This is a genomic window from Kitasatospora sp. NPDC028055 (assembly GCF_040637885.1).
Classification (GTDB): domain Bacteria; phylum Actinomycetota; class Actinomycetes; order Streptomycetales; family Streptomycetaceae; genus Kitasatospora.
The window spans coordinates 276,377-302,359 of sequence record NZ_JBEZXE010000003.1; the positions used below are offsets into that span (position 1 = coordinate 276,377).

21 protein-coding genes are annotated in these 25,983 nt (G+C 73.9%); 15 read left to right on the plus strand and 6 right to left on the minus strand.

The window, feature by feature from the left end; translation table 11 throughout:
* Positions 1 to 6: 6 nt before the first annotated feature.
* Positions 7 to 1,380, plus strand: a complete 1,374-nt coding sequence (locus tag AB0F71_RS07260) for an aldehyde dehydrogenase family protein (RefSeq protein WP_360229454.1) — start codon at positions 7 to 9, stop codon at positions 1,378 to 1,380.
* A 5-nt stretch (positions 1,381 to 1,385) separates the two neighbouring features.
* The gene (locus AB0F71_RS07265; protein ID WP_360229456.1) at positions 1,386 to 2,153 is read left to right on the plus strand and encodes a 3-oxoacyl-ACP reductase; all 768 of its coding nucleotides are present in this window, start codon (positions 1,386 to 1,388) and stop codon (positions 2,151 to 2,153) included.
* 105 nt (positions 2,154 to 2,258) lie between these two features.
* Here AB0F71_RS07265 and AB0F71_RS07270 read toward each other — a convergent pair whose 3' ends face one another.
* Entirely contained in the window at positions 2,259 to 4,286 is a 2,028-nt protein-coding gene (locus tag AB0F71_RS07270; protein ID WP_360229458.1) for an AAA family ATPase, read from the minus strand.
* A 334-nt stretch (positions 4,287 to 4,620) separates the two neighbouring features.
* Positions 4,621 to 4,953 (minus strand): transcriptional regulator, encoded by a 333-nt coding sequence (locus AB0F71_RS07275; protein ID WP_360229460.1) that lies wholly within the window; start codon positions 4,951 to 4,953, stop codon positions 4,621 to 4,623.
* Positions 4,954 to 5,432: 479 nt separating this feature from the next.
* Between AB0F71_RS07275 and AB0F71_RS07280 the strand changes: the two genes are divergently transcribed.
* The 6 genes from AB0F71_RS07280 (at position 5,433) to AB0F71_RS07305 (ending at position 10,065) form a co-directional block, all read left to right on the plus strand.
* Positions 5,433 to 5,636 carry a cold-shock protein gene (locus tag AB0F71_RS07280; RefSeq protein ID WP_360229462.1) on the plus strand — a complete coding sequence of 68 codons (204 nt, stop codon included), beginning with the start codon at positions 5,433 to 5,435 and terminating at the stop codon, positions 5,634 to 5,636.
* A 151-nt stretch (positions 5,637 to 5,787) separates the two neighbouring features.
* A complete protein-coding gene (locus tag AB0F71_RS07285) occupies positions 5,788 to 6,270 on the plus strand; it encodes a MarR family transcriptional regulator (RefSeq protein ID WP_360229464.1) in 483 nt (160 codons plus the stop codon).
* Positions 6,271 to 6,386: 116 nt separating this feature from the next.
* The gene (locus tag AB0F71_RS07290; protein WP_360229466.1) at positions 6,387 to 7,208 is read left to right on the plus strand and encodes an ATP-binding cassette domain-containing protein; all 822 of its coding nucleotides are present in this window, start codon (positions 6,387 to 6,389) and stop codon (positions 7,206 to 7,208) included.
* Entirely contained in the window at positions 7,168 to 8,049 is an 882-nt protein-coding gene (locus AB0F71_RS07295; RefSeq protein WP_360229468.1) for an ABC transporter permease, read from the plus strand. The genes AB0F71_RS07290 and AB0F71_RS07295 overlap by 41 nt, the downstream gene beginning before the upstream one ends.
* A 204-nt stretch (positions 8,050 to 8,253) precedes the next feature.
* Positions 8,254 to 8,787, plus strand: coding sequence for a pyridoxamine 5'-phosphate oxidase family protein (locus AB0F71_RS07300; RefSeq protein WP_360229470.1), 534 nt, complete (start codon positions 8,254 to 8,256; stop codon positions 8,785 to 8,787).
* A gap of 240 nt (positions 8,788 to 9,027) precedes the next feature.
* Entirely contained in the window at positions 9,028 to 10,065 is a 1,038-nt protein-coding gene (locus tag AB0F71_RS07305; protein WP_360229472.1) for a GDP-mannose 4,6-dehydratase, read from the plus strand.
* A gap of 65 nt (positions 10,066 to 10,130) precedes the next feature.
* Here AB0F71_RS07305 and AB0F71_RS07310 read toward each other — a convergent pair whose 3' ends face one another.
* On the minus strand, positions 10,131 to 10,445 hold the full coding sequence (locus AB0F71_RS07310; RefSeq protein ID WP_360229474.1) for a hypothetical protein: 315 nt from the start codon (positions 10,443 to 10,445) through the stop codon (positions 10,131 to 10,133).
* Between the two features lie 271 nt (positions 10,446 to 10,716).
* On the opposite strand from AB0F71_RS07310, the gene AB0F71_RS07315 reads away from it, so the two are divergent.
* A complete protein-coding gene (locus AB0F71_RS07315) occupies positions 10,717 to 16,341 on the plus strand; it encodes an SDR family NAD(P)-dependent oxidoreductase (protein ID WP_360229520.1) in 5,625 nt (1,874 codons plus the stop codon).
* Between the two features lie 47 nt (positions 16,342 to 16,388).
* Here AB0F71_RS07315 and AB0F71_RS07320 read toward each other — a convergent pair whose 3' ends face one another.
* The gene (locus tag AB0F71_RS07320) at positions 16,389 to 16,733 is read right to left on the minus strand and encodes a hypothetical protein (protein ID WP_360229476.1); all 345 of its coding nucleotides are present in this window, start codon (positions 16,731 to 16,733) and stop codon (positions 16,389 to 16,391) included.
* A 695-nt stretch (positions 16,734 to 17,428) separates the two neighbouring features.
* Between AB0F71_RS07320 and AB0F71_RS07325 the strand changes: the two genes are divergently transcribed.
* From AB0F71_RS07325 to pgm, 3 genes are all read left to right on the plus strand, one after another.
* Positions 17,429 to 18,973: a hypothetical protein gene (locus AB0F71_RS07325; protein WP_360229478.1), complete on the plus strand. Its 1,545-nt coding sequence runs from the start codon at positions 17,429 to 17,431 to the stop codon at positions 18,971 to 18,973.
* Between the two features lie 344 nt (positions 18,974 to 19,317).
* Positions 19,318 to 20,127 carry a GNAT family N-acetyltransferase gene (locus AB0F71_RS07330; protein ID WP_360229480.1) on the plus strand — a complete coding sequence of 270 codons (810 nt, stop codon included), beginning with the start codon at positions 19,318 to 19,320 and terminating at the stop codon, positions 20,125 to 20,127.
* A 247-nt stretch (positions 20,128 to 20,374) separates the two neighbouring features.
* A complete protein-coding gene (gene pgm, locus AB0F71_RS07335) occupies positions 20,375 to 22,015 on the plus strand; it encodes a phosphoglucomutase (alpha-D-glucose-1,6-bisphosphate-dependent) (RefSeq protein WP_360229482.1) in 1,641 nt (546 codons plus the stop codon).
* Positions 22,016 to 22,137: 122 nt separating this feature from the next.
* Here pgm and AB0F71_RS07340 read toward each other — a convergent pair whose 3' ends face one another.
* Entirely contained in the window at positions 22,138 to 23,322 is a 1,185-nt protein-coding gene (locus AB0F71_RS07340) for an MFS transporter (protein WP_360229484.1), read from the minus strand.
* A 154-nt stretch (positions 23,323 to 23,476) separates the two neighbouring features.
* Here AB0F71_RS07340 and AB0F71_RS07345 point away from each other — a divergent pair, with 154 nt between their 5' ends.
* Positions 23,477 to 23,854 (plus strand): helix-turn-helix transcriptional regulator, encoded by a 378-nt coding sequence (locus AB0F71_RS07345; protein ID WP_360229486.1) that lies wholly within the window; start codon positions 23,477 to 23,479, stop codon positions 23,852 to 23,854.
* A gap of 106 nt (positions 23,855 to 23,960) precedes the next feature.
* Positions 23,961 to 24,701 carry an HAD family hydrolase gene (locus AB0F71_RS07350; RefSeq protein ID WP_360229488.1) on the plus strand — a complete coding sequence of 247 codons (741 nt, stop codon included), beginning with the start codon at positions 23,961 to 23,963 and terminating at the stop codon, positions 24,699 to 24,701.
* A 198-nt stretch (positions 24,702 to 24,899) separates the two neighbouring features.
* On the opposite strand, the gene AB0F71_RS07355 is transcribed toward AB0F71_RS07350, so the two are convergent.
* Positions 24,900 to 25,556, minus strand: a complete 657-nt coding sequence (locus AB0F71_RS07355) for a GNAT family protein (protein ID WP_360229490.1) — start codon at positions 25,554 to 25,556, stop codon at positions 24,900 to 24,902.
* 92 nt (positions 25,557 to 25,648) lie between these two features.
* Between AB0F71_RS07355 and AB0F71_RS07360 the strand changes: the two genes are divergently transcribed.
* A partial coding sequence (locus AB0F71_RS07360; protein WP_360229492.1) for an AMP-binding protein occupies positions 25,649 to 25,983 on the plus strand: 335 nt, incomplete at its 3' end.

Sequence of the window (25,983 nt, forward strand, 5' to 3'; positions counted from 1 at the left end):
CCCCCGATGACCGAACCGGACCTCTTCGAGGTCGTCAACCCCGCCACCGAGGAGGTGATCACCACCGTCGAACTGGCCGGCCTGGCCGAGACCGACGCCGCCGTCGCCCGCGCCCGCGCCGCCTTCGACACCTGGCGCCGGGTGGCCCCCGCCGACCGCGCCCGGCTGCTGCGCGCCTTCGCCGCCGCCGTCGACGCCGACCGCGAGCACCTCGCCGCCCTGGAGGTCGCCAACGCCGGCCACACCATCGGCAACGCCCGCTGGGAGGCGGGCAACGCGCGGGACGTCATCGAGTACTACGCGGCCGCCCCCGAGCGGCTGTTCGGCCGGCAGATCCCCGTCGCCGGCGGCATCGACGTCACCTTCCAGGAGCCGATCGGCGTCGTCGGGGTCATCGTGCCCTGGAACTTCCCGATGCCGATCGCCGCCTGGGCCCTCGCCCCGGCGCTCGCCGCCGGCAACACCGTCATCGTCAAACCGGCCGAGCTCACCCCGCTCACCGCGCTGCGACTGGCCGAACTCGCCCTGGCGGCCGGGATCCCCGAGGGCGTGCTCCAGGTCCTGCCCGGCCGCGGCCCGGTCGTCGGCGGGCGCTTCGTCACCCACCCCGACGTGCGCAAGGTGGTCTTCACCGGCTCGACCAGGGTCGGCAAGGAGATCATGGCGGGCTGCGCCGCCCAGGTGAAGCCCGTCACCCTCGAACTCGGCGGCAAGAGCGCCAACATCGTCTTCGCCGACGCCGACCTCGCCAAGGCCGCCGCGACCGCGCCCTACGCCGTCTTCGACAACGCCGGCCAGGACTGCTGCGCCCGCTCCCGGATCCTCGTCGAGGCCGCCGCCTTCGACGACTTCATGGCGCTCCTGGAGCCGGCCGTGCGCGGCGTGCGGGTCGGCGACCCGGCCGACGAGAAGACCGAGATGGGCCCGCTGATCTCGGCCGCCCACCGCGAGCGGGTCTCCTCGTACGTCCCGGACGCCTCGGCCGTCGCCTTCCGCGGCAACGCCCCGGACGGGCCCGGCTTCTGGTACCCGCCGACCGTCCTCGCGCCCGTGCGGCACGACGACCGCGCCTTCACCGAGGAGATCTTCGGCCCGGTCGTCGCCGTCGTCCCGTTCCGGGACGAGGAGGACGCCCTGCGGATCGCCAACGCCACCGAGTACGGCCTGTCCGGCTCCATCTGGACCAGGGACCTCGGCCGCGCGCTGCGCGTCTCGCGCGGCGTCGAGGCCGGGAACCTCTCCGTCAACTCCCACTCCTCGGTGCGCTACACCACGCCGTTCGGCGGCTTCAAGCAGTCCGGCCTCGGCCGCGAGCTCGGCCCGGACGCCCTCGACGCCTTCACCCAGACCAAGAACGTCTTCATCTCCACGGAGGAATGATCACCATGACCCAGCGACTCGACGGCCGCGTGGCCGTCATCACCGGCGCCGGCAGCGGCATCGGCCTGGCGACCGCCCGCCGCTTCGCCGCCGAGGGCGCGAAGGTGGTCTGCGTCGACCTCGACCCCGAGACCGGGGCCAAGGCCGCGAACGAGGTCGGCGGCCTGTTCATCCAGGCCGACGTCACCGACGAGACCGCGGTGCGCGACCTCTTCCAGCGGGCCGTCGACGAGTACGGCCGCCTCGACATCACCTTCAACAACGCGGGCATCTCCCCGCCGGACGACGACTCCATCCTCACCACCGGCCTGGAGGCCTGGAAGCGCGTCCAGGAGGTCAACCTCACCAGCGTCTACCTGTGCTGCAAGTACGCGATCCCGCACATGCAGCGCCAGGGCAAGGGCTCGATCATCAACACGGCCTCGTTCGTCGCCGTGATGGGCGCGGCCACCTCGCAGATCTCCTACAGCGCCTCCAAGGGCGGCGTGCTGGCCATGTCGCGCGAGCTGGGCGTGCAGTTCGCCCGCGAGGGCATCCGCGTCAACGCCCTCTGCCCGGGGCCGGTGAACACCCCGCTGCTCCAGGAGCTCTTCGCCAAGGACCCGGAGCGGGCCGCCCGCCGGCTGGTCCACATCCCGCTGGGCCGCTTCGCCGAGCCCGAGGAGATCGCCGCGGCGGTGGCCTTCCTCGCCTCCGACGACTCCTCGTTCATGACCGCCAACACCTTCCTCGTCGACGGCGGCATCTCCGGCGCCTACGTGACCCCGCAGTAGCAGTGACCCCGGAGCCTTCGCGGCCGCCACCGGCCGCGGAGGCTCCGCCGACGGCCCCGTACGGGCGGCCGGTCCCGTACGGGTATCCCTCGACGAGCGGGGTGATCACCCGGGCCGGACGGTGATCGTGCAGAGCCGCTTGGTGGCCCGGGTCAGGGCCACGTACAGGTCCCGCTCCCCGCCGGGGCGGGCCGCGACGATCTCCTCGGGGTGCAGGACGACGACCCCGTCGAACTCCAGGCCGCGTGCCTCGGACGCGGGCACGATCCGTGCGTGGTCGGCGACGCCCCCGGCCGTCAGCTCGCCCACCCTGGTGTCGGCGCAGACCACCCCCAGGAATTCGCCCGGGTTCGCGGCGCTCTGGGCGTGGAGCTCCTGGACGACGGCGCTGACCAGCCCGTCCGGCGGCGCGGTCACGGTGCGCGGGGCCTCACCGCTCCGCAGTGACCGGGTGGGCTGCTGGTCCGGGGCGATCCGGGCCAGCAGGCCCCGGACGCTCTCCAGGATCTCCTGGGTGGTGCGGTAACTGACGGTCAGCTCGTGCAGCTTGAACCGCGGTCCGACGTGGGGGCCCAGGGCCTCCTTCCAGTCCCGCGCCGTCGCGACCGGGCCCGCCTGGGCGAAGTCGCCCACCAGCGTCATCGCCCGTCCCGGGCACCGGCGGACGATCATCCGCCACTGCAGGGCGGTCAGTTCCTGAGCCTCGTCGACGACGACGTGCCCGTACGTCCGCTCGGGCGGGCCGTCGACCAGGCTCGCCGCCTCGTCCAGCAACGGCACATCGGCATCGGTCCACGGGGCGTCCGGGGCGCGCAGCAGGAGGGACCGCTCCCGCACGGTCAGGTGGGGCAGGTGCTCGGCGAGGGCGTCGGCGTCCGTCAGCAGCGCGTTCACGAGGTCACCGGGCGCCAGCCGCGGCCACAGCGCCTCGACCGCCCGGTCGACACCGGCGTCGTAGAGGAGATCGGCCCGGACGGCGTCCAGGTCCAGCTCGTGGGCCGGGCCCGGGGCGGCCGCACCCTCGGTACGGTCTCGGCCGGCTCCCGTGAACTTGTCGAGGTCCAGGCCCGTCATCGCGGCGGTGTCGGCGTCGATCCGCTCCAGGAGGTCACCCATGTCCCGTTGCATCGCGTCGGTGACGGCGTCGACCAGGAGTTCCGTGAACACCCGGCGCGCGGGGTTGTGCCCCGGTACGGCCGCGACGGCGGCGTCGCGGGCCGTGGCGACCTCCGCCGCGGACAGGCGGACCACGTCCCGCCCGACCCGCACCGTGAAGTCACCGGCGGGGGCCTGGTGGGCGCGCAGCAGGCCGGCCAGGGCGTCGGCGAGGTCGGTGCCGCCCTTGAGACGCGCCGTGTCGAACGGCTCCACCGCGTCCGTGGACACCCCGGCCAGCTCCCGGCAGGTCGCCAGGACGACGTCGTTCTCCCCGAGGGAGGGAAGGACCTGGGAGATGTAGTCGAGGAACCGGGTGTTCGGGCCCACCACCAGGACACCCTCCTCCGCGGCCCGCGGGAACGCGTACAGGACGTAGGCCGCCCGGTGCAGGGCGACCACCGTCTTTCCGGTGCCGGGCCCGCCCTGCACCACCGTCACCCCACGGTGTGCGGAACGGACGATCTCGTCCTGCTCGGCCTGCAGCGTCGCGACGGCCGCGTGCATCCGGCCAGTCCGCCGTGCCGACAGGGCCTCCGTCAACGGGCCGTCGCCCACGACGTCCTCGTCGGTCGGGGCGCTCCCGTCCAGCAGTTCGTCGCTCACCGAGACGACCGTGCGCTCGTCCAGGCGCAGGTGCCGGCGCCGCCGCAGGCCCATCGGGTGGACCGGCGTCGCCTCGTAGAAGGGCCGCGCCGCGCTCGCGCGCCAGTCCACGAGCAGGGGCAGGTCGTCCTCGTCGGTGTGCAAGCCGATCCGCCCGATGCGCAGGGCCGTGCCGTCCGCCCAGTCGATGCGCCCGAAGACCAACCCCCTTTCGGCGCTCTCCAGCCTGCCGATCTCCTTGGCCAGCCGCTCGGCGGCGATTTCCCTTTCGTATGCCTCGCCGGCGTTGTCCGCCGGGGTATTCAGCACGCTCGCCCGCTGCGCCCGCGCTTCGGAAAGGCGCTCGGTGAGGAACTCGTACAGGGAGGACACATAATCCCGCTCCGCGTCAACTGCGAGCGTGGCGGGGTCATTCATCGTATTCGACGGCTTCGGCAACGGTGAGCTCCTTCGATTCGGCCCATACCATACGGCCGGAGCTCTTCGAAGGTAAGTCTTGACTTGTCCGGTGAAGATATGGCCCGGTGGCTGAATTCACGGCTGCCGGGCTGTGCGGTGTGTCAGGAATTCCGCCATTCCGCTGTTCCGTCATTCTGTGCATCGCCAATTGCGCACGTGAAAAAGGGGATATCCGGCGAGGCGCCCCGCCCCTGGTCCCGGCCCCCGCCCCGGCAACCGAGCCGCCCGGGCCGGGGGCCGGGGGGCGTCAAGGGGCGTTGTGGGCCTCGGTGTCGGCGGCGGCGATGACGGCGGTCAGGAGGCCGGGGAAGCGTTGTTCGAGTTCCTCGGTGCGGAGGGTGTTCATCTTCGTGGTGCCGACGTAGTACTGGCGCAGGACGCCCGCTGCGCGCAGGACGGAGAAGTGGTGGCTGGAGGTGGAGCGTCCGACGGGGAGGTCGAAGGATCCACAGCTCAGGTCAGCGCCCGAGTGGGCCAGGGTGTGCACCACTTTGCGCCTCGCCGGGTCGGCGAGGGCCTCCAACACCTGCTGGACGTTGACGTCCTCCACACCGGGGTGAACGATCACTCGCGCTGTCACGCGTGCCCGTCCCACACCCACCACCCCTTCCCAAGCCTGGCCCCCGTTCCGATGCGAACCCCCGTCAATCGCCGCGCACCGTGCGCGACTTCATGCCAGACGCTACTACGGGACGTGGCCCCGCCACGCCCGCTGCAACACCTTGGCAACACTGCTCGTGCACCGGATGCGCACGTTCCGCCCGGGCGTGCGCCCGGCCCACCCGGGCGGGGTCGGGCGGGGGCGGGACGAGGAGTAGTACGTGTGGAGGTCGTCGGAGGCCATGCCGGTGCCGTGGCGCCGGTGTGCGAACGCCCGGCCGGGGTGGGTCGGTTGGGAGTGGCTGAATCTGGGTGAAAGCCGGACGCGGACGGCGACGGGTCGGTAGCATGATCATGAGATTCGCCGTCCGCGGTACTGCTGAACGTGCTGTTCCTGGACGCGACCACCGTGAGGGGTGCGCAGCAGCGCGCACCCCTTCGTCCCGAGGGGAGATCGGCATGGCCACCGGTACCGTGAAGTGGTTCAACGCGGAGAAGGGCTACGGGTTCATCGCCCAGGACGACGGCGGCCCGGACGTGTTCGTCCACTTCTCCGCGATCCAGGGCACCGGCTACCGCAGCCTGGAGGAGAACCAGGCGGTCGAGTTCGAGATCACGCAGGGCCAGAAGGGCCCGCAGGCCGAGCAGGTCCGCACGTTCTGACCGGGCGGCGTACGAACGCCCCGCACGAAGGCCCCGCACCGGCGAGCACGCGCCGGTGCGGGGCCTTCTGCTGCTGTCCACCCCCTCCCGCCCCCGTCCACCCACGTCCGCCCCTCGACAGATACCTCTCACTGAGAGCTAAAATCGAGGTATGGAGACAGGACCCACCGACCAACCCGACGGCGCCCTCGCCGACGAGTTCTCCGCCCTCCTCACCGGCATCCAGCGGATGCTGCGCCGCCGCCTGCGCCAGGGCCTGGACCAGCCCCGCCTGCGCGGTGCCCAGGTCGAACTGCTGCACCTGGTGATGGACGCCCCGGGACTGCGGGTCTCCGCCGCCGCCGAGGAACTGTGCCTGGCCGGCAACTCGGTCTCCACCCTCGTCAACCAGCTCGTCGCCCAGGACCTGCTGCGCCGCGAGGTGGACCCCGCCGACCGCCGGGCCGCCCTGCTGTACGCCACCGAGGCCGCCCACCAGCGCATCGAAGCCTGGCGCGAGCGGCGCCGGGCACTGACCGGCGAGCTGGTCGCGGGCCTGCCCGGCCCCGAACGGGCCGCGCTGGCCGCCGCCCTACCCGCGCTGCGCTCCCTCGCCCAGGGGCTGCGCGACCTGCCCGAGGAGGACCCGCGATGACCGAACCGGAACCAGCAGGAATACCGGGAGCCACGGGAACGCCAGGAGCCACGGGAATAGCAGGAGCTGCAGGAACGCCAGGAGCAGCGGGAGCGTCGGCCACGGCGGAGGCCGTGGTGTGCCGGGGCCTGGAGTACAGCTTCACCCACGGCCGTGGCAAGGTCACCCGCGCGGTGGACGGTATCGACCTGACCGTGCGGACCGGTGAGGTCTTCGGTCTGCTCGGTCCCAACGGCGCGGGCAAGACCACCACCATCCGGGCGATCACCACGCTGCTGCCCGCCGGCCCCGGCATGGTGCGCGTCTTCGGCCATGACGCGGCCCGCCGCCCCATGGAGGTACGGCGCCTGCTCGGCTACGTGCCGCAGCAGTTGTCCGCGGACGCCGGGCTGACCGGGCGGGAGAACGTCGCCCTGTTCGCCCGGGTCTTCGACGTCCCCCGTACCGAGCGCGCCCGCCGCGTCGCCCAGGCGCTGGCCGCCGTCGACCTCACCGACGCCGCCGACCGGATGGCCGCCACCTACTCCGGCGGCATGGTGCGCCGGCTCGAACTCGCCCAGGCCCTGGTCAGCGCCCCGCGTCTGCTCGTCCTGGACGAGCCCACCATCGGCCTGGACCCGATCGCCCGTACCGGCGTGTGGGAGCGCGTGGACGCCGTACGCCGGGCCACCGGCATGACCGTCCTGGTCACCACCCACTACATGGACGAGGCCGAGCGCCACTGCGACCGCATCGCGCTGATGGACCGCGGCCGGATCCGGGCCCTGGGCACCCCCGCCGAGCTCAAGGAGGGCATCCGCCAGGCCGTCCCGGGCGGCGAGGAACCCACCCTCGACGACGTGTTCCGCCACTTCGCCGGCCGTGACCTGGCCGACGCCACGGAAGGAGACTTCGGCGATGTCCGCCGCACCCGCCGCACCGCCAGCCGCGTCGGCTGAGCCGCCCACCCCCGGCGCCACCCCCGCCGGCGTCCCGGACCTGAGCCTGCTGCTGGTGCCCCCGCGCGCCCGTACCGGCTGGCGCCTGGTGCCCGCCCGGGTCGCCGCGATGTGCGCGGTGGAACTCCAGAAGCTGCGTCACGACCGCACCGAGCTCTACACCCGCGCCGTCCAGCCCGCCCTGTGGCTGCTGATCTTCGGCGAGACCTTCACCCGTCTCAAGGCCATCCCCACCGGCGGCATCCCCTACCTCGACTACCTGGCGCCCGGCATCATCGCCCAGTCCGCGATGTTCATCGCGATCTTCTACGGCATCATGATCATCTGGGAGCGGGACTCCGGCGTCCTCACCAAACTCCTGGTCACCCCCACCCCGCGCGCCGCCCTGGTCACCGGCAAGGCCTTCGCCGCCGGCGTCAAAGCCGTCCTGCAAGCCGTCGTCGTGGTCCTGATCGCCGCGGCCCTGGGCGTCGCCATGACCTGGAACCCGCTGCGCCTGCTCGGCGTGGTCGTCGCGGTGCTGCTCGGCTCGGCGTTCTTCTCCTGCCTCTCGATGGCCATCGCCGGGATCGTCCTGACCCGTGACCGCCTGATGGGCATCGGCCAGGCCATCACCATGCCGCTGTTCTTCGGCTCCAACGCCCTCTACCCGGTCGACCTGATGCCCGGCTGGCTGCAGGCCGTCAGCAAGGCGAACCCGCTCAGCTACCAGGTCGACGCCCTGCGCGGCCTGCTCATCGGCACCCCCTCCCACCTGCCCCTGGACTTCGCCGTCCTGGCCGCCGCCACCGCGGCCGGCATCGCCGCCGCCTCCGCCCTCCTGGGCCGCCTGGCCCGCTGAGGCGGCCGACCGGGCGTACGAGCGGGGACGCAGGTCAGTAGCAGCACCGCCGGTGGTCTGTTCGAAGGAGCCGGCGGGAAAGGCGAAGGAGCCGGCGGGAGAGGCGAAAGGAGGTGCAGGTGTCGGGTTTCGCCGCGAGAGTAGGGGGGGACCGGTCGGCGCTCGGCGTCGGCCGGGGACCACGTACCACGGACAAGGGACCCCATGCTCGAGACGCCCGACGACCTCGCCCGCCTCCAGGACCTCCTGGACACCTCGCTCGCCCGCTCCACCGCCCACCTGCGCTCGATCATCAACAGCGAGCGCACCCTCACCGCCGTCCAGCTCACCGGCGTGCTCACCGGGATGTGCACGCTCGCGCTGTCCACCGTCACCGCCAAGGGCGAGCCGCGGATCAGCGGCGTGGACGGCCACTTCCTGCACGGCAGGTGGCACTTCGGCACCGCGCGCACCGCCGCCAAGGCCCGTCACCTGGCCGCCAGGCCCGCCGTCAGCGCCGCCCACCTGCGCGGGGAGGACCTGGGCGTGTTCACCCACGGCACCGCCGAGATCCTCAACCCCCGCGACGGCGAGCCGGCCGCCGACTGGCCCGAACTCCTCGCCTACTTCCAGGACTTCTACGGCCGCGATGCCTTCGACTGGGAGCACGACGTCGTCTACTACCGGCTGCACCCGCACTGGATGTCCGTTTTCGCCTCCGATCCGGCCGAACTCCTCGCGACGGCGGAGCGGGCCTAGAACAAGGCAAGGCCACCAGGTAGAAGGTGATGTCGTCCCAGGTGTCAACGTCGACGCTCTGGACGACGTCGACGCTCTGGACGACGTTGACGGTCTGGACGACGTTGACGGGCCGGGTGGTGCTGGTCCCGTTCGATTTCTGGGCGGCGCGCGCCGGAAGTCTCGCAAATTCCTTAGCCCCTCCTCTGGTTCGCTGGCCGTGCCGAGAGCGCTCCGCGAGCAGTGGCTGAAGGGGAACGGATGTCCAAGCGTGCACTGATCACCGGGGTGACCGGTCAGGACGGGTCTTACCTGGCCGAGCACCTGATCTCCCTGGGATACCAGGTCTGGGGCCTGACCAGAGGGCAGGCCAACCCGCGGAAGGACCGGATCAGCCGGTTGATCCCGGAGCTGCGCTTCGTCGACGGTGACCTGATGGACCAGAGCAGTCTGGTGTCGGCGGTCGACACGATCCAGCCCGACGAGGTGTACAACCTCGGAGCGATCTCCTTCGTGCCGATGTCCTGGCGGCAGCCGGAACTCGTCACCGAGGTCAACGGCACCGGCGTGCTGCGGGTGCTGGAGGCGATCCGGATGGTCAGCGGGATCAACAAGCCGGCCGGGGCCGTCGGTGGCCCCGGCCGGATCCGGTTCTACCAGGCCTCCAGCTCCGAGATGTTCGGCATGGTGGCGGAGACCCCGCAGAACGAGCGGACCACCTTCCACCCGCGCAGCCCGTACGGCGTGGTGAAGACGTACGGTCACTACATCACCCGCAACTACCGCGAGTCCTACGGGATGTACGGTGTCTCGGGGATCCTGTTCAACCACGAGTCGCCGCGCCGCGGGGCCGAGTTCGTGACCCGGAAGATCTCCCTCGCGGTCGCGCAGATCAAGCTCGGCCTGCAGGACCGGCTTCTGCTCGGGAACCTCGACGCCGTCCGCGACTGGGGTTTCGCCGGGGACTACGTCCGGGCGATGCACCTGATGCTCCAGCAGGACGAGCCGGGCGACTACGTCATCGGCACCGGGCGAATGCACTCGGTGCGGGACGCGGCCCGGATCGCCTTCGAGTGCGTCGGGCTCGACTGGGAGCAGTACGTCGAGGTCGATCCAGGGCTCGTGCGACCCGCCGAGGTGGAGACGCTCTGCGCCGACGCCGGCAATGCGCGGGAGAAGCTGGGCTGGGACCCGGAGGTCGACTTCCCCGAGCTCATGCGGATGATGGTCGAGTCCGACCTGGAACAGGCGCGGGTGGCCCGCGACTACGACGAGGTGCTGGCCGGTGCCCGCTGGTGACACCGGCCGGGAGCGACGGCAGGGCGGTGGGGATCTCGCGTCCCCACCGCCCTGCCGTTGCCGCCCTACCGCTGTTCGACGGCCCGCTCGGTCGGCGGCCGGGAGAGCCCCAGGATGGCCAGCGCGATCCCGGCGCCCTGGTCGCCCAGCCGGGCGGCGTAGCGGTGCAGCATCGCGTTCTCCTGCGCGAGGCTGGTGGTCGGCAATCCGGCGGCGCGGCGGCTGAGTTGCTGGCCGCGGGCCAGGCGGATGCGGTGGACGAGCTGGGCGATCAGCTGCTCGTCGAGCTCGCTGAGCTCGGCCGCGGCCGGGTCCGCGGTGCCCTCGGTGGAGGGCAGCGGCACTCTCGGTGCGTCGCCGTGCGGGAAGGGTTCGGGCATGGCGGTGATCCTCGTCGACGTCGGGGCGCTCGGCCCGGGGGGCCGCACCCATGGCTCGCGCAACTGACGATCCAGCCGAACGCCCCGGCAATTCCCTAGAGTCCGGGACCGGTTCGGACGTGATCGACAGACCCTAGGGAAATTCGGCGCGGCCCCGATCGAGACTGGGCGCTGGAGTGCGGGAATGCGAGCGCCGCGCGTGCCGGGCACGCGGGCCGTCCTCAAGCGGATCCCTGCCGTTCGCCGGTCTTCCAGATGGGTTGCGTCGATGATGGACAAGGAACAGAAGCTCCGGGACTACCTCAAGCGGGCCAGCGCGGACCTCCAGCGCTCCCGGCAGCGGGTGGACGAGCTGGAGGCGGCCGCCCGGGAGCCGATCGCCATCGTGGGAATGAGCTGCCGCTTCCCCGGCGGGGTCGCGTCTCCGGAGGACCTCTGGGCGATGCTCGTCGCCGGCGAGGACGGCATCACCGGCCTGCCCGCCGACCGCGGCTGGGAGCTCGACCCGGCGGCCGGGCCGGTCGACGTCCGGGGCGGGTTCCTGCAGGGCGCCGCCGACTTCGACCCGGGCTTCTTCGGTATCTCGCCGCGTGAGGCGCTGTCCATGGACCCGCAGCAGCGCGTCCTGCTGGAGGCGTCCTGGGAGGCCGTCGAGCGGGCAGGCATCGACCCGAGCAGCGTCCGCGGCACCCGCACCGGCGTCTTCGTCGGTGCGATGCCGCAGGACTACCGCACCGGGCCGGACGACGACGTCCAGGGCTTCGTGCTGACGGGCAACGCGACGAGCGTGATCTCCGGCCGCCTCTCCTACGTCCTCGGCGCCGTCGGCCCGGCGGTCACCGTCGACACCGCGTGTTCGTCGTCGCTCGTCGCGCTCCACCTGGCTGCCCAGTCGCTGCGCGCGGGGGAGTGCGGCATGGCGCTCGCCGCGGGCGTGACCGTCATGTCGACCCCCACGACCTTCGTCGAGTTCGCCCGTCAGGGCGGCTTGGCCTCGGACGGTCGCTGCCGCTCCTTCGCCGACGCCGCGGACGGCACCGGTTGGGCCGAGGGCGTGGGCGTGCTCGTCCTGGAGCGGCTTTCGGTGGCCCGGCGCAACGGGCACCGGGTGCTGGCCGTCGTGCGCGGCACCGCCGTCAACCAGGACGGCGCCTCCAACGGGCTCACCGCGCCCAACGGGCCGTCCCAGCAGCGTGTCATCGAGCAGGCGCTGCGCAACGCGCGGCTCTCCGCCGACCAGGTGGACGCGGTCGAGGCACACGGCACCGGCACCGTCCTCGGTGACCCGGTCGAGGCCCAGGCGCTGCTCGCCACCTACGGGCGCGGCCGGGACCCGCAACGCCCGTTGCTGCTCGGCTCGGTGAAGTCGAACCTGAGCCACACCCAGGCCGCGGCGGGCATGGCCGGAGTGATCAAGACGGTGCTGGCGCTGCGGCACGAGCTGCTGCCCCGCACGCTGCACGTGGACGAGCCGTCGACGCACGTCGACTGGGAGTCCGGCGCCGTCCGGCTGCTGACCGAGGCGACGCCGTGGCCGCGGGGCGCCGAGCCGCGCCGGGCGGGCGTCTCGTCCTTCGGCCTCAGCGGCACCAACGCGCACGCCATCGTCGAGGAGGCCCCGGCTGCGGAGGAGGCGCCCGCCTCCGGGGCCGTCGAGGCCGGGGCGCTGCCCTGGCTGGTCTCCGGCCGTACCCCCGAGGCGCTGCGCGCCCAGGCCCGGCGGCTGGTCGCCTTCCTGGCGGCGGACGCCGAGGGCTCCGACGCCGACCTCGCCCACGCGCTCGCCACCACCCGCGCCGCCCTGGAGCACCGCGCCGTCGTCACCGCGGCCGGCCGCGCCGAGGCCGTCGCGGCGCTCACCGCGCTCGCGGACGGCGAGGGCGACGGCCGGGCGGTGCTCGGCACCACCCAGGGGCGCGGCAAGCTTGCCTTCCTGTTCGCCGGCCAGGGCTCGCAGCGCCTCGGCATGGGCCGCGAACTCGCCGCCCGCTTCCCGGTGTTCGCCGCCGCGCTGGACGAGGTGCTCACCCGGCTCGACGGCCAGCTCGAAGGCCGGCCGGGCGCGCCGCTGCGCGAGGTGATCTGGGGTGCCGACGAGGACGCCCTGAACCGCACCGGTCACGCGCAGCCCGCGCTGTTCGCCGTCGAGGTCGCGTTGTACCGGCTGCTGGAGTCCTGGGGCGTGCGCCCGGACTTCCTGGCCGGCCACTCCGTCGGCGAGATCGCCGCCGCGCACGTCGCCGGGGTGTTCACCCTCGCCGACGCGTGCGTCCTGGTCGCCGCCCGCGCCCGCCTGATGCAGGCCCTGCCGGCCGGCGGCGCCATGGTCGCGGTGCAGGCGAGCGAGGAGGAGGTCCTCCCGCTGCTCGGCGACGGCGTGTCGCTGGCAGCCGTCAACGGGCCGCGGAGCGTGGTCGTCGCGGGCGAGACCGCAGCGGCCGGTGCCGTCGGCGCGCACTTCACCGAACTCGGCCGCAAGGTGAGGCGGTTGCGCGTCTCGCACGCCTTCCACTCGCCGCTCATGGACCCGATGCTCGACGAGTTCCGTGCCGTCGTCGCCGGGCTGGACCCGCAGGCGCCCGCGATCCCGCTCGTTTCGACGCTCACCGGCACGCTCGCCACCGTCCAGCAGCTCACCTCCGCCGACTACTGGGCCGACCAGGCCCGCCAGGCCGTCCGCTTCGCCGACGCCGTCGGCTGGCTCGGCGGGCACGGCGCCGGGCTGTTCCTCGAACTCGGCCCGGACGGTGCCCTCGCCGCGCTCGCCCAGGGAGCCCTCGACGAGCCGGCCGGCGAAGGTCGCCGCGCCCTCGCCGCGCTGCGCCCCGGCCGCGACGAGACCGAGGCGCTCACCGAGGCACTCGCCGGCCTGCACGTGCGCGGGGTCCCGGTGCACTGGGACGCCTACTTCGAGGGCACCGGCGCCCGCCGTGCCGACCTGCCGACCTACGCCTTCCAGCACAGGCGCTACTGGCCGAAGAGCGCGCTCTCGCGCACCGGCGACGTCCGCGCCGCAGGGCTCGGCTCGGCCAACCACCCGCTGCTCGCCGCCGCCGTCTCCCTCGCCAACACCGACGGCCTGCTGCTGACCGGCCGGCTCTCGCTGCGCACCCACCCGTGGCTGGCCGACCACGGCGTCGACGGAACCGTGCTGCTGCCCGGCACGGCCTTCCTGGAACTCGCCGTGCGTGCGGGCGACGAGGTCGGCTGCGAGCGCGTCGAGGAGCTGACGCTCACCGCGCCCCTGCCGCTGCCCGAACAGGGTGGCGTGCAGGTGCAGGTGTGGGCCGGACGGGCCGACACGAGCGGGCGGCGCACCGTCGGGGTCTACGCCCGCCCCGAGGGTGATGAGGACGCCCCGTGGACGCAGCACGCCGACGGCATCCTCGCGCCGGGCTACTCGGCGGATGAACAGCGCTTCGCCGCAGAGGAGTTCACGCAGTGGCCGCCGGCCGGCGCCGAAGCGCTGGACCTGGACGGCCTGGACGAGCGCCTCGTCGGCGCCGGCTTCCGCTACGGCCCGGCGTTCCGCGGGCTGTGCGCGGCCTGGCGGCGCGGCGAGGACGTGTTCGCCGAGGTCGCGCTGGACGAGGGCGCGAGTGGCGAGGCGGGCGCGTTCGGGATGCACCCGGCGCTGCTGGACGCGGCGCTGCACGCGACGGCGTTCCTCGGGCTCGGCGGGGTGCCGTTCTGCTGGCAGGACGTCAGTCTGCACGCGGCGGGTGCGTCGGTGGTGCGGGTGCGGCTGTCCGCGACCGGGGACGACTCGGTCGCCGTCGAGATCGCCGACGCGGCGGGCGGCCCGGTCGCCTCGGTCGGCTCGTTGCTGCTGCGACCGCTGCCGGCGCTCGCCGGGGCGGGCGCGGGGCCGGTACGGGACGCGATGTTCGAGCTGCGCTGGTCCCGGCCGCGCGGCGGTGGACAGGCGCCCGCCTCGGTGGCCGTCCCGAACGCGGACCCGCTCGGGCTCGGCGTCCTCCCGTCAGCGGGCGAGGGGCCGGCCGAGGTGGTGCTCGTGCCGCTCGCGGGGGACCCGGCCGACCCGGTCGGCTCGGCCCACGCGCTGACGGCCCTGGCGCTGGCCCGGGTCCAGGAGTGGCTCGCGGCGGACACGGACGGCCGGCTGGTCTTCGTGACCCGCGGCGCCGTCGCGACGGCGGCGGACGGCGAGGTCACCGACCCGGCCGCGGCCGCCGCGTGGGGCCTGGTGCGCTCCGCGCAGGCCGAGCACCCGGGCCGGTTCGGCCTGGTCGACCTGGATCCGGCCGGCGGCCCGCTGCCCGAGCGGGCCCTGGGCGGTGACGAGCCGCAGCTGGCCGTGCGCGGCGGCGCCGTGCTGGCGGCCCGGCTGGCCCGCGCGGCCGCGGTGGCCGAGACCGGGGCAGCGTGGAGCCCGGACGGGACCGTCCTGATCACCGGCGGCACCGGCGGCCTCGGCGCCGTCCTCGCCCGGCACCTGGTGGCCGAGCACGGCGTTCGTCGCCTCGTGCTCGCGAGCCGCCGAGGAGCCGCGGCCGAAGGCGCCGCCGACCTGGTCGCGCGGCTCACCGCGGTGGGCGCCGAGGTCGCCGTCGAGGCGTGCGACCTCAGCGACCGCGCCGCCGTCGAACGCCTGATCGCGGGCGTGCCCCTCGGTCACCCGCTGACCGCCGTGGTGCACGCCGCGGGCGTCCTCGACGACGGCGTCGTCGAACAGCTCACCCCCGAGCGGCTCGCCGCCGTCCTGCGGCCCAAGGCCGACGCCCTGTGGCACCTCCACGAGGCCACGCGGGCGCTCGACCTCGCCGCGTTCGTCGTCTTCTCGTCCTTCTCCGGCACCGTCGGCGCGGCCGGGCAGGCCAACTACGCCGCGGGCAACGCCTTCGCGGACGCGCTCGTGCGCACCCGCCGCGCCGCCGGCCCAACCGCGCCGCACTGGTCTCCCGGGCCTACTCGATGGGGGCCCTCAAGGTCGGGGTCTGGCCGCCGAAGGTCGTGGAGAGCTTCGTCAAGTAGTGGTTCCGCCAAGGCCCGTGGGTGCCGCTCCGGTCCGGACGGCTGTTGCCGGCTGACCGGCAGCGGGAGACGCTCACGCTGCTTCCTCACAGGGCCCGCACTTGACTCCGTAGCGGCTGAGGTGGCGGACAGCACGTCGGCGGCCAGTCCCCTGATGCGTCCTTCCCGGTCCTCCACGGCCGTGGCCGTCTTCGCCGGGCGGCTGCGCGCTCCCGCGCCGTCGCTGCTGGTCCTGGCGGGCATCGGGGTGGCTCTGATACCCGGAGTCCCCGCCCTGCACGTACCGCCGCAGGTCATCGGCACGGTGGTCCTGCCCCCGCTGCTGTACGCCTCCGCCGAGGAGCTGTCGCTGCGCGACCTCCGTACGGTCTGGCGCCCGGTGACCATTCTCTCCCTCGGCCTCGTCTTCGCCGCCGCCGTCGCCGGCTGCCGCCCGCAATGGCCTTCGTGCTCGGAGCGCCCGCGAGGAGGACGACGCCCGCGACCTCCTCAACCGCGCCGCCCTCGACCACGTCGACCACCTCACCGAACTGGAGGCCGTACCCGACACCGCCCTCGACCGGGGCCGCCGTGCCCTCACCGCCCGCTCCTCCGGTCACGGCGTTCGGTCGTCCTGGTCGAGGCGGGTGAGTGCACTGCGCGCGTACTGCTGGTAGCTGGTCTGGTACCAGGGTGCGTCGGCGGGGATGTGGGCGGCGGCGTCGACCGCTTCGTGGAGGAGTGCGCGCCGTGCGTCGGGCAGGTGGGCCAGGCGGGGGTGGCGGCTGAGGTCGAGCAGGACCCTGGTGAGGTGGTAGGCGTAGCCGCGGGGGTTGACGGCGAAGAGGGTGCGGTAGACCCGCATGCCTTTCTCGCCGTCCAACCACCGGTCGCCGATGAGGAGTTGTATCCGGGCCCGTAGGACCAGGTCCGGGTGCGGGCCGGGGTTCGGGTTCTCGTCGGTGTCCTTCATCGGGCGTTCGCCTGCCCGAGTCGGCGCTCGAACTCCTGGAGCTGCGGCACGGTGTGCTCCCACATGCGGCGCTGGTGGGCGGGGGCGTCGGCGGGGATGTGCGCACTCGCGGCCCGTGCCTCTGCCAGCAGTTCCTCCCGCGCCCCGGGCCGGCGGGCCGCGCGGGGGCTGGTCTCGGCGAGTGCGCGCAGGACGTAGGCGAGTTTGTAGGCGTACACGTGGGGGCTGGCGGCGAACAGGGTGCGGTAGACCCGCATGCCCTCCTCGCCGTCGAGGATCCGGTCGTTGTGGCTCAGCAGGGTGATCCGGGCTTTCAGTACCAGGTCCGCGTGGACGTTCATGTTGCTTGTCCCCCTTCGTCGTTGCTTCGGTACGCACCTCGCACCCCGGACCCCCGCGCGTACCGCGCCGGACGCGTCCGGGCACGGCGGTGTGCGCGCCGGCCGCCCGGGCGAGCGCGGGCGGCGGCGCGAAGGCCGTCGGGGGAGTGGGGTGTTGCACGAGTGTGCGGGGTGCGCGGGGGCGGCGGCAAGGCACAGGAAGGGTGTGCTGAGTCCTACCGCTCCCAGGCCTGACCTGGCAGGATTGGGGTCGGCACCCTCCCGGGGCCGGCCCGGAAGACCTGACGCACCCCCAGGGCCGTGTGCGGACCGCTGGTCGCGGAACACACGGACGGACGCGGGCCGAGGCGACGGCCTCGGGGACCCACGGGAAGCGCTCCAGACGCTCATCCGGATGGCGGCCTGTCACACCGAACCGCCGTTGCGCACTCAGCGTGTCGATGGTGACACTTTCCGTGAGCGAGCGGTTCGGATCCGCTGTGCTCCCATCTGAGACGACCTGTATGGGAGGCCGAGAGATCGTGCTGGGACGACGGATTCCGGGGGAAGACGGAGGCGGGGGTCGAGGGCGCTGTCTGCTGGGCGCGCTGGCGTCGGTGGGCGCCCTGGCGCTGAGTGGTGGCGGGATTTTGCCGCTGCCTGCGGCAGCCGCCGCGGTGGCGCCCCGCGCGCCCGCAGCCGCCGGTGCGTGTTCGGTGGCGAACGGTACGACGGTCTGCGACACCCCGGGCTCCTCCACCTACACCGTGCCGCAGAACGCGCGGCAGGTCCGGTTCACCGTCGTCGGCGGGGGCGGCGGCGGGGGCGGCGGGTTCGCCGGTGCCGGGGGAGGGGCCGGTGCTGCGATCGTCTGCACCGTCACCGGCCTGGCACCGGGCACGGAGCTGGCGGTGACCGTGCCCGCCGGCGGCAACGCCGGTGCGCTGGCGGAGAGTTCGCAGGTTCTGAGTCCTTCCGGTGGTGGTCAGGCCGCCTCGGTCGGCGCTTCGGGCCTGGTCATCTCCGCCGCCGGTGGCGGAGGAGGCGCGGGCCGTGTCGCCCAATTCGGCGGCTTCGAGATCGACGGCGTGGACGGCGGCGCCGGTGGCGGCAGCGGCGGGGGCGCGGGCGGCACGGCGAGCGGCACTCCGGAGGAGACCGGCGGCCGGCCGGGCGCCTCACCGAGCTGTACCGCGTCCGGCAACGGGCTGACTGCCGTCACGGGCCCGGCCGCCACCAGCACCGCCGGGCAGTCGGCCGACGACGGCGGCAGCGGCGGGACGATCTCTCCCGACGGTTTCGCGCCCCAGTGCTCCGGGGCCGGCTTCGGCGGCCAAGGTGGCCTGGGCGCCCTCGGTGGCCTCGGCGACCTGGCCGGCCTGGGCCTGCCCGGGTTCGGTGACGGTCTGCCGGGATGCGTCCTGATCACTCCCGTCCTGTCCTGCCCTCCCGACGGTTCCACGTCCGTCTGCGCTCCCGGCTTCGCCCAGTACACCGTCCCGCCCGGGACCAGCACGCTGACCGTCACGGCTGTGGGCGCCGCGGGTAGCGGCGGCGGTGGCGGAGGTGGCCAGGGTGCCAGCATGATCTACGGCGACGGCAGCAGCGGCCAGGGCGGTACGGGCGGTGGCGCGGCGGCAGCCCTCACCTGCACCTTCACCGGGCTCCAGGCGGGCAGCGTCCTGGACATCACGGTGCCCTTCGCCACACCCGGCGGGGCGGGCGGCAGCGGTGGCAGCGGCGGCGCCTTCTCCGCGGGCAACCCCGGCCGCGGCGGCCACGGCGGCCAAGCCGCGTCCGTCGCCGGCCCCGGGGGAATCGAGGTACTCGCGCCCGGCGGAGGCGGCGGAGCCGGCGGTCACGGCTCCGCCAACCGCCCTCCGGGCGGCTCCGGAACCGCCGGCGGCCCGGCCGGCCAGGGTGGCGGAGCCGGTGGATCCGGCGGCTTCGCCCAGGCCACCGGCGGCCAGCAGGGCACCGACCCGGTCTGTGCGGCCACCGCCACCGGTGTGACCGCCACCCCCACTCCGTACACCGGCGCCGCCGGCGCCGCGGTGACCGACGGCCAGACCGGTGGCACCGGCGGGGCCATCACCCTGCCTCTCGCGATCACCGGCGCGTGTCCCGCCGGCGATGCGACGGGCAACGGCGGAAGCGGCGGCCGCGGCGGTGACGGCGGCCTGGGATCGAAGCCCGCCGGGCAGAACGGCGCGGCCGGGACCGACGGCGCGAGCGGCTGCGTCCTGATCGTCGCCGCGTGAACAGGGTGGCGCCGCCGGAACACGACCGGCCCGCTGCGACAGCGGGTGGCTGCGCCGCGTACGGCGCGGGCCGGGCGTGATCCTTCCCCTGCCCTCCGCGCGTGGGGCCCAGCACCGGCGGGTGGGCGCACGGCCGTCCCGGGCGTCGGCCCGGTGGCGCGTGCCGGGCCCTACGCTGCGGGGAGCGGGAGGAAGCGGCTGGTCATCACCTGCGGCGGTCACCGGTGCGAGGGCCGAGCGGCCGAGGAAGCATGTGCGGTTTCCGGCTTCACCAGGGGTGGCCCAGTGGATCGATGTCGGATTGGCCCGGCGCGACTGGTCAATTCGGTACTACGGTGGGCGGCATGACAACCGGAATCACCGCGACCGACAAGCTCCCCTCCCTCACTCCGGCCGAGGCGCCGTTGCGTCAGGCCCGTAACTCGGCTGCCTTCTGGGCCGCGACCGGCCACTCCCGGGGGCACGAGGTGATCCGGCGCCGCGGCTTCCTGGCCGTCGACGGTGGTGAGCGTGCTGGCCTGCGGATCCTGGTGCAGGAGGGCGATCTCGACGCGGGTGAACTGGCGGAGTTGAGTGGCCTGGTGCGCCGGGCCGCGGGCCCGGTCAATGCCGAGGACCCCTTCGGTGCCACCGACCTGAGCCACCTGGGCCTGCGCAGCTGGCAGATGCCCGTCATGCTCCGCCCGCCCGTACCTGCGTCCGCACCGGCGTCCGGGGCCGGGCTGGTGCCCGAGTCCGGCGGTGCGTCGGGGCTGGATGTGCTCCGGGTGGAGCGGGAGGAGGACCTGTGGGCGGCTGAGCGGGTGGTGATCGAGGGTTTCGAGCTGGCGGCCTTCGAGCCCCACCGTCCTGGCGAGTTGTTCCCGGTCGCGTTGATCGAGCGGGTGGGTGTGGACGTGTTCCTGGCCTCGCACCAGGGTGTCGCGGCGGGGGCGTGTGTGCGGGTGGTGGACGACGGTGTCGCCAGCCACTACTGGGTGGCCACGTCGCCGGCGTTCCGCTCGCGCGGCGTGGGCCGGGCCGTCATGACCGCCTCCCTCGCCGACCTGGCACAGGTGCCGGCCACTCTGACCGCCTCCAAGCTGGGCCGGCCGCTGTACGAGTCGCTGGGCTACACCGCCGCGGCGCCTTCGACGTGGTGGGCCTCGCACTGAGACCCCGCCGCCCGGCTGCCCCGCCGCCCGGCCCTCCCGGTTCTCCGGACCGACCCTTCCGCCTCTCCCGCCCGCCCGGTTCTCCCTGCTCCCGACCGTCCCGCCCGTCTCCTTCCGGTTCCCGTCCCGTGGGTGTCCTGGCATGGCCCGTACGGTTCGGGGCGGGGTCGTGTTCTGGCTACGATCGGTGAGCGCGGGGCGGGTTCGTTTCGCGGGTACGTAGTGGGATTTCGGCGGGAGTGGGCGGATGGGACACGAACGGGCCGGGTTGCCGGCGCAGCCGGGTGATCTGGTGGATGTGGCGCGGTTGGTGACGGCGTACTACGCGCTGCACCCCGACCCGCAGGAGGTGGCGCAGCGGGTGGCGTTCGGGACGTCGGGGCACCGGGGGTCCTCCCTGGACGCGGCGTTCAACGAGGACCACATCGCCGCGACCACACAGGCGATCTGCGAGTACCGGACCGAGCATGGGGTCACGGGCCCGCTGTTCCTGGGCGCGGACACCCATGCGCTCTCCGAGCCGGCGAAGGTGACGGCGCTGGAGGTGCTGGCGGGCAACGGCGTACAGGTGCTGATCGACACCGCCGACGGCTACACGCCGACGCCGGCGGTCTCGCACGCGATCCTGGCGCACAACCGGCGCAGCCCCCAGGCGCTGGCGGACGGCATCGTCGTCACCCCCTCGCACAACCCGCCGCGGGACGGCGGCTTCAAGTACAACCCGCCCAGTGGCGGCCCGGCGGGGTCGGAGGCGACGGGCTGGATCCAGGACCGTGCCAACGAGCTGATCCGCGAGGGCCTGCGCGGGGTCAAGAAGGTCCCCTACGCGCGGGCGCTGGCGGCGGCGACCACCGGGCGGTACGACTTCCTGGGTGCCTACGTCGAGGACCTGCCCGCGGTGCTGGACCTGGACGCGGTGCGGGCGGCCGGGCTGCGGATCGGCGCCGACCCGCTGGGCGGCGCCTCGGTGGCGTACTGGGCGCGCATCGCCGAGTCCCACCGGCTGGACCTCACCGTGGTCAACCCGGTCACCGACCCGACCTGGCGGTTCATGACGCTGGACTGGGACGGCAAGATCCGCATGGACTGCTCCTCCCCGGCCGCGATGGCCTCCCTGATCGGCCGCAAGGACGAGTACGCCATCGCCACCGGCAACGACGCGGACGCCGACCGGCACGGCATCGTCACCCCCGACGGCGGGCTGATGAACCCCAACCACTACCTGGCGGTGGCCGTCGACTACCTCTACCGTCACCGCGCCGACTGGCCGGGCGACGCGGCCGTCGGCAAGACCCTGGTGTCCTCGTCGATGCTGGACCGGGTCGCCGCCGACCTCGGCCGCACCCTGCTGGAGGTCCCGGTCGGCTTCAAGTGGTTCGTCGACGGCCTGCTGGAGGGGTCGATCGCCTTCGGCGGTGAGGAGAGCGCCGGCGCCTCCTTCCTGCGCCGCGACGGCGGGGTGTGGACGACGGACAAGGACGGCATCCTGCTCGCCCTGCTCGCCGCCGAGATCACCGCCGTCACCGGCGCCACCCCCAGCGCCCACTACCGCGAGCTGACGGCCCGCCACGGCGATCCGTCCTACGCCCGCGTCGACGCCCCCGCCGACCGCGAGCAGAAGGCCCGCCTGGCCCGTCTGGCGCCCGAGCAGGTCACCGCCGGCGAACTGGCCGGGGAGAAGATCACCGCGGTGCTCTCGCACGCGCCGGGCAACGGGGCGGCGATCGGCGGCCTCAAGGTGTGCACGGACAACGCCTGGTTCGCGGCCCGGCCCTCGGGCACGGAGGACGTGTACAAGATCTACGCGGAGTCGTTCCTGGGCGCCGAGCACCTGGCCCGGGTGCAGGAGGAGGCCCGCGCCCTGGTCGGCGACGTGCTCGGGGCCTGACGGGCTCCGGGCGCGGGGTGGGGCGGGGCGGGGCGGGGCCGGGGTGTCGCACCCCGGCCCCACTTGTTTGCCGCTGTTCCGGCCCGTGCGCGGCCTGTGTGGGCGTCGCGGCTCGGGTGAGCTCAGACCCGGGCCCGGGCCGGGGCCGGCGCCGCCGTACGGGAGCGGGTGCGCTGGTCGCGGGTGGTGGCCGCGGCGGTCGCGCAGGCCGCGAGGGCGAGTACGGCTGCGGCCAGGGGGAACCAGCGCGTGCCCAGCAGGGTGATGGCGGCTGATCCGGCGATGCCTCCGGCGGCCGTGCCGAGGTAGAGGGCGCTGCTGTTGAGGGAGATCAGCAGGGGTGCGTTCGCCGGGTCGATCGAGGCGAGGCGGTGCGGCAGTGCGACGGAGACGGCCCATCCGGCCAGGGGGACGACGACCGCGTACGCGAGTGCTCCGGGCATGCTGCGCCCGAGCCAGGGCAGCGCGGTGAAGGCGCAGGCGGCGACGGCGGAGCCGGTCAGCAGGACGGCGCGCACCCCGGCGCGGTCGACGAGGCGTCCGCCGAGCCAGCTGCCGGCCACCGAGAGGACGCCGGTGGTGAGCAGGATGAGGCTGAGCCTGTCGGCATCGCCGCCAGTGGCGCCGTGGACGGCGGTGGCGAGGTAGATGTAGACGCTCTGGAAGGCGAGGAAGAAGGTCAGGGTGGTCGCGGCGGCGCCGAGGACGCGGCGTGAGGCGAGCGGGGCCAGGCGGGCGGTGAGGGTGGGGGCGGCGGCGGGGGCGGGCAGGTCGCGCAGCAGGAGTGCCAGTCCGGCGAGTGCGGCCAGGCCGAGGGCGGTGACCAGCCACATCGTCAGGCGCCAGTCGGTGCGCCCCACCCAGGTACCCAGCGGCACGCCCAGCGCGGTGGCCACCGTCATGCCGCCCAGCACGGTGGCCAGGGCCCGGCCGCGACGCTCGGGGCTGACCAGGGTGGTGGCCACGGCGTTGGCGGTGGGGGTGTAGAGGGCGGCGCCGGCGGCGGCCAGTACCCGGGTGGCCAGCAGGAGGGGGTAGCTGGGGGCGAGGGCGCTGAGGGCGTTGGCGGCGCTGAAGACGGCGAGCGCGGTCAGCAGCAGGCGCCGGCGCGGCCAGCGGGCGGTGGCGGCGGCCAGCGGCGGGGCCAGCAGGGCGTAGCCGAGCGCGAAGACGGTGACGAGCTGGCCGGCGGCGCCCACCGACACGTGCAGGTCGGCGGCGATGGGGCCGAGGATGCCGGCGACCACCATCGAGTCGGTGCCCATGGCGAAGGTGCCGAGGGCGAGCAGGAGCAGGCGTACGGGCACGGAGAGCCCCCCGGGGCGGATTGTGTGGACTGTTGGACGAATATGCAACAGTTGGATACTCGCCAAACAATCAGGGATTGGTGGATGATTGTCAAACCATCCCTGCTGTCGCCCGCCCCCCTGCGCGGGAACCCCGAGGACCGGAGTCCACCCCATGACCGACGACGAGCGGCTGCCCCAGCCCCCCACCGCCGACATCGACCTCGTCACGGTCCTGCACGCCCTCGGCGACCCCGTGCGGATGCGCCTGCTGCTCAGCTACGCCGACGGCGCCGAACACTCCTGCGACCCCCGCGGCCTGGGCCTGGACCACCTCCACAAGTCGACCGTCTCCCACCACATGCGCGTCCTGCGCGAAGCCGGCGTCACCACCACCCGGGTCGCCGGCCGCAACCGTTTCGTCAGCCTGCGCCGTGCCGACCTCGACGCCCGCTTCCCGGGGCTGCTCGACGCCCTCCTCGCCTCCGCCCCGCAGTCGGCGGCGGTGGCGGACGTGGGCGCGGGCGCGGGTGCGGTGGCGGCCGGCGCCTGAGGGGCACCGCCCGAGGGCTGGGTTCATCACCCCCCTCGCCCGACCACCCCCCACCCGCCGCGTAGGGTTCGGGACGCACCGCGGGCACACGGAAAGGAAACGGTCCATGCCGATCAGGGGCGTGCTCTTCGACGTCGACGACACCTTGTTCGACTACACCCACTCGGAGGAGGCGGGCATCCTCGCCCACCTGCGCGACGTCGGCCTGCTGGAACGGTTCCCCACCCCGCGGGCCGCCCTGGACCTGTGGCGCGCCGTCATGGAGCACAGCTACGCCCGCTACCTCGCCCGGGAACTCACCATGCGAGGCCAGCAGTACGAACGCACCCGGCGCTTCCTCGCCCACCTCGGCCAGGAGGGCGCCGAACACCTCACCGACGAACAGGCCGCCGCCTGGTTCGACGGCTACGCCACCCACCGCGACGCCGCCTGGCGCGCCTTCCCCGACGCCGAACCCACCCTGCGCCGCCTCGCCCCCCACTACCGCCTGGGCATCGTCTCCAACTCCGACACTGACCACCAGCGCCGCAAACTGCGCACCATCGGCCTGCTCGACCACTTCGGCGACGTCATCGTCTGCTCAGACCAGCACGGCGAGGCCAAACCCGCCCCCAGCATCTTCCACGCCGGCTGCACCGCCCTGGGCCTGCCCCCACACGAAGTCGCCTACGTCGGCGACAACTACACCCTCGACGCCGAAGGCGCCCACGCCGCCGGCCTCCACGCCTTCTGGCTCGACCGCGCCGCCACCACCACCCCGGTCGCCGAGGGCATCCACGTGCTCCACACCCTCGACCCCCTCGCCCCCACCCTCACCGCCCTCACCGCCCTCCCCGCCACCCCCTGACCCCGCAGGCCCGCACGGGCACCCGCCCCCACGCCCCGATCCACACCGGCACCCGCAACCTGCACGGGACCGTACGACTGGGGGCGCCTGCGGACAGAACGTCGGCTGGGTCGACTTTTCGTGCGGGGTTCGGTTCTGCACCCGTACGGGAGGGCAGGGCCCTTTCGGCGGTAGCCCGTGCACGGGCCTTGCAGAGGGTCAGGAGGGTGGGGTGTCGGCGCCGAAGAGGGTGCGGCAGGCGGGGGTGAGGCCGGTGACGGTGACGGGGACGGGCGGGCCCTGCCAGTGGTCGCGGTCCAGGCGCAGGCGCCGGGTCTCCACCACGTGGCCGTCGAGGACGTCGAGGGTGATGCCGTCGTCGCGGTAGCCGAGCTTGTGGGAGACCGCGAGGGAGGAGTGGTTGTCGGCGAAGGACATGGACGTCGCCGAGCGCGCGCCCAGCTCAGCGAACGCCAGGTGGAGCATCGCCGCGCGCATCTCGGTGCCCAGCCCCCGGCCCTGGTGCTCCAGGCCCACCCACGAACCGGAGGTGATCTCGCGCCGCACCGCGAACTCCTGCGCCCGCATGTCCTGGACGCCGACCGGCCGCCCCTCGTGGAAGGCCACCAGGTCCAGCGCCCAGTGCTGCGCCGTCCAGCGTCCCATCCGCCGCCAGTGCATCTGCAGGACGTGCCGGGCCCGTTCGGCGGGTGGCAGTTCGCCCCAGGGGGTGAGGAAGGGCCGCTGGTCGGGCGGGTGGACCCCGCGCGCGGCGAGGTCCGCGACCTCGGACAGCTCGTCCTCGCCGGGCAGGCGCAGTTCCAGACGCGGCGTGTTCACGCGCAGGCCCTTCAACGGCCAGTGGTCGGTGATCATCGGCACAGTGTGCCGGGACCCGGACGCCGACCGCACCCCGGTTTTGCGCACGCACGCCGGGACACGGCAGAGCCGGGGCTAGGGTGAGGACCATGGTTGCCCCCTCCGCAGCACAAGCGGCCGACAGCGCCCCGGAGTTCGTCAGCGCCCCCGCCCTGATCCTGCGTTCCCTCGCCTCGCACCCCGAGCGGCTGGCCCTCACCACCGCCGACGGCGTCGAGATCACCGCCGGCGACTTCGCCGCCACCGCCTACCGCCTCGCCCACGAGCTCCTCGCCCGCGGCGCCGGTCGCGGTACCACCGTCACCCTGCTCACCGGCAACACCCCCGAGGCCCTCGCCGCCCGCTACGCGGCCGGGCTGGCCGGGGCCCGGGTGGTCAACCTGTACGACGGGATGGGCGCCCCCGTGCTGGCCGAGATCGTGGC

Coding starts and splice junctions, on each gene's coding strand:
- AB0F71_RS07260 (WP_360229454.1), top strand. CDS start 7: ATGACCGAACCGGACCTCTTCGAGGTCGTCAACCCCGCCACCGAGGAG.
- AB0F71_RS07265 (WP_360229456.1), top strand. CDS start 1,386: ATGACCCAGCGACTCGACGGCCGCGTGGCCGTCATCACCGGCGCCGGC.
- AB0F71_RS07280 (WP_360229462.1), top strand. CDS start 5,433: ATGGCCACCGGTACCGTGAAGTGGTTCAACGCGGAGAAGGGCTACGGG.
- AB0F71_RS07285 (WP_360229464.1), top strand. CDS start 5,788: ATGGAGACAGGACCCACCGACCAACCCGACGGCGCCCTCGCCGACGAG.
- AB0F71_RS07295 (WP_360229468.1), top strand. CDS start 7,168: ATGTCCGCCGCACCCGCCGCACCGCCAGCCGCGTCGGCTGAGCCGCCC.
- AB0F71_RS07300 (WP_360229470.1), top strand. CDS start 8,254: ATGCTCGAGACGCCCGACGACCTCGCCCGCCTCCAGGACCTCCTGGAC.
- AB0F71_RS07305 (WP_360229472.1), top strand. CDS start 9,028: ATGTCCAAGCGTGCACTGATCACCGGGGTGACCGGTCAGGACGGGTCT.
- AB0F71_RS07310 (WP_360229474.1), bottom strand. CDS start 10,445: ATGCCCGAACCCTTCCCGCACGGCGACGCACCGAGAGTGCCGCTGCCC.
- AB0F71_RS07315 (WP_360229520.1), top strand. CDS start 10,717: ATGGACAAGGAACAGAAGCTCCGGGACTACCTCAAGCGGGCCAGCGCG.
- AB0F71_RS07320 (WP_360229476.1), bottom strand. CDS start 16,733: ATGAACGTCCACGCGGACCTGGTACTGAAAGCCCGGATCACCCTGCTG.
- AB0F71_RS07330 (WP_360229480.1), top strand. CDS start 19,318: ATGACAACCGGAATCACCGCGACCGACAAGCTCCCCTCCCTCACTCCG.
- pgm (WP_360229482.1), top strand. CDS start 20,375: ATGGGACACGAACGGGCCGGGTTGCCGGCGCAGCCGGGTGATCTGGTG.
- AB0F71_RS07345 (WP_360229486.1), top strand. CDS start 23,477: ATGACCGACGACGAGCGGCTGCCCCAGCCCCCCACCGCCGACATCGAC.
- AB0F71_RS07350 (WP_360229488.1), top strand. CDS start 23,961: ATGCCGATCAGGGGCGTGCTCTTCGACGTCGACGACACCTTGTTCGAC.
- AB0F71_RS07355 (WP_360229490.1), bottom strand. CDS start 25,556: ATGATCACCGACCACTGGCCGTTGAAGGGCCTGCGCGTGAACACGCCG.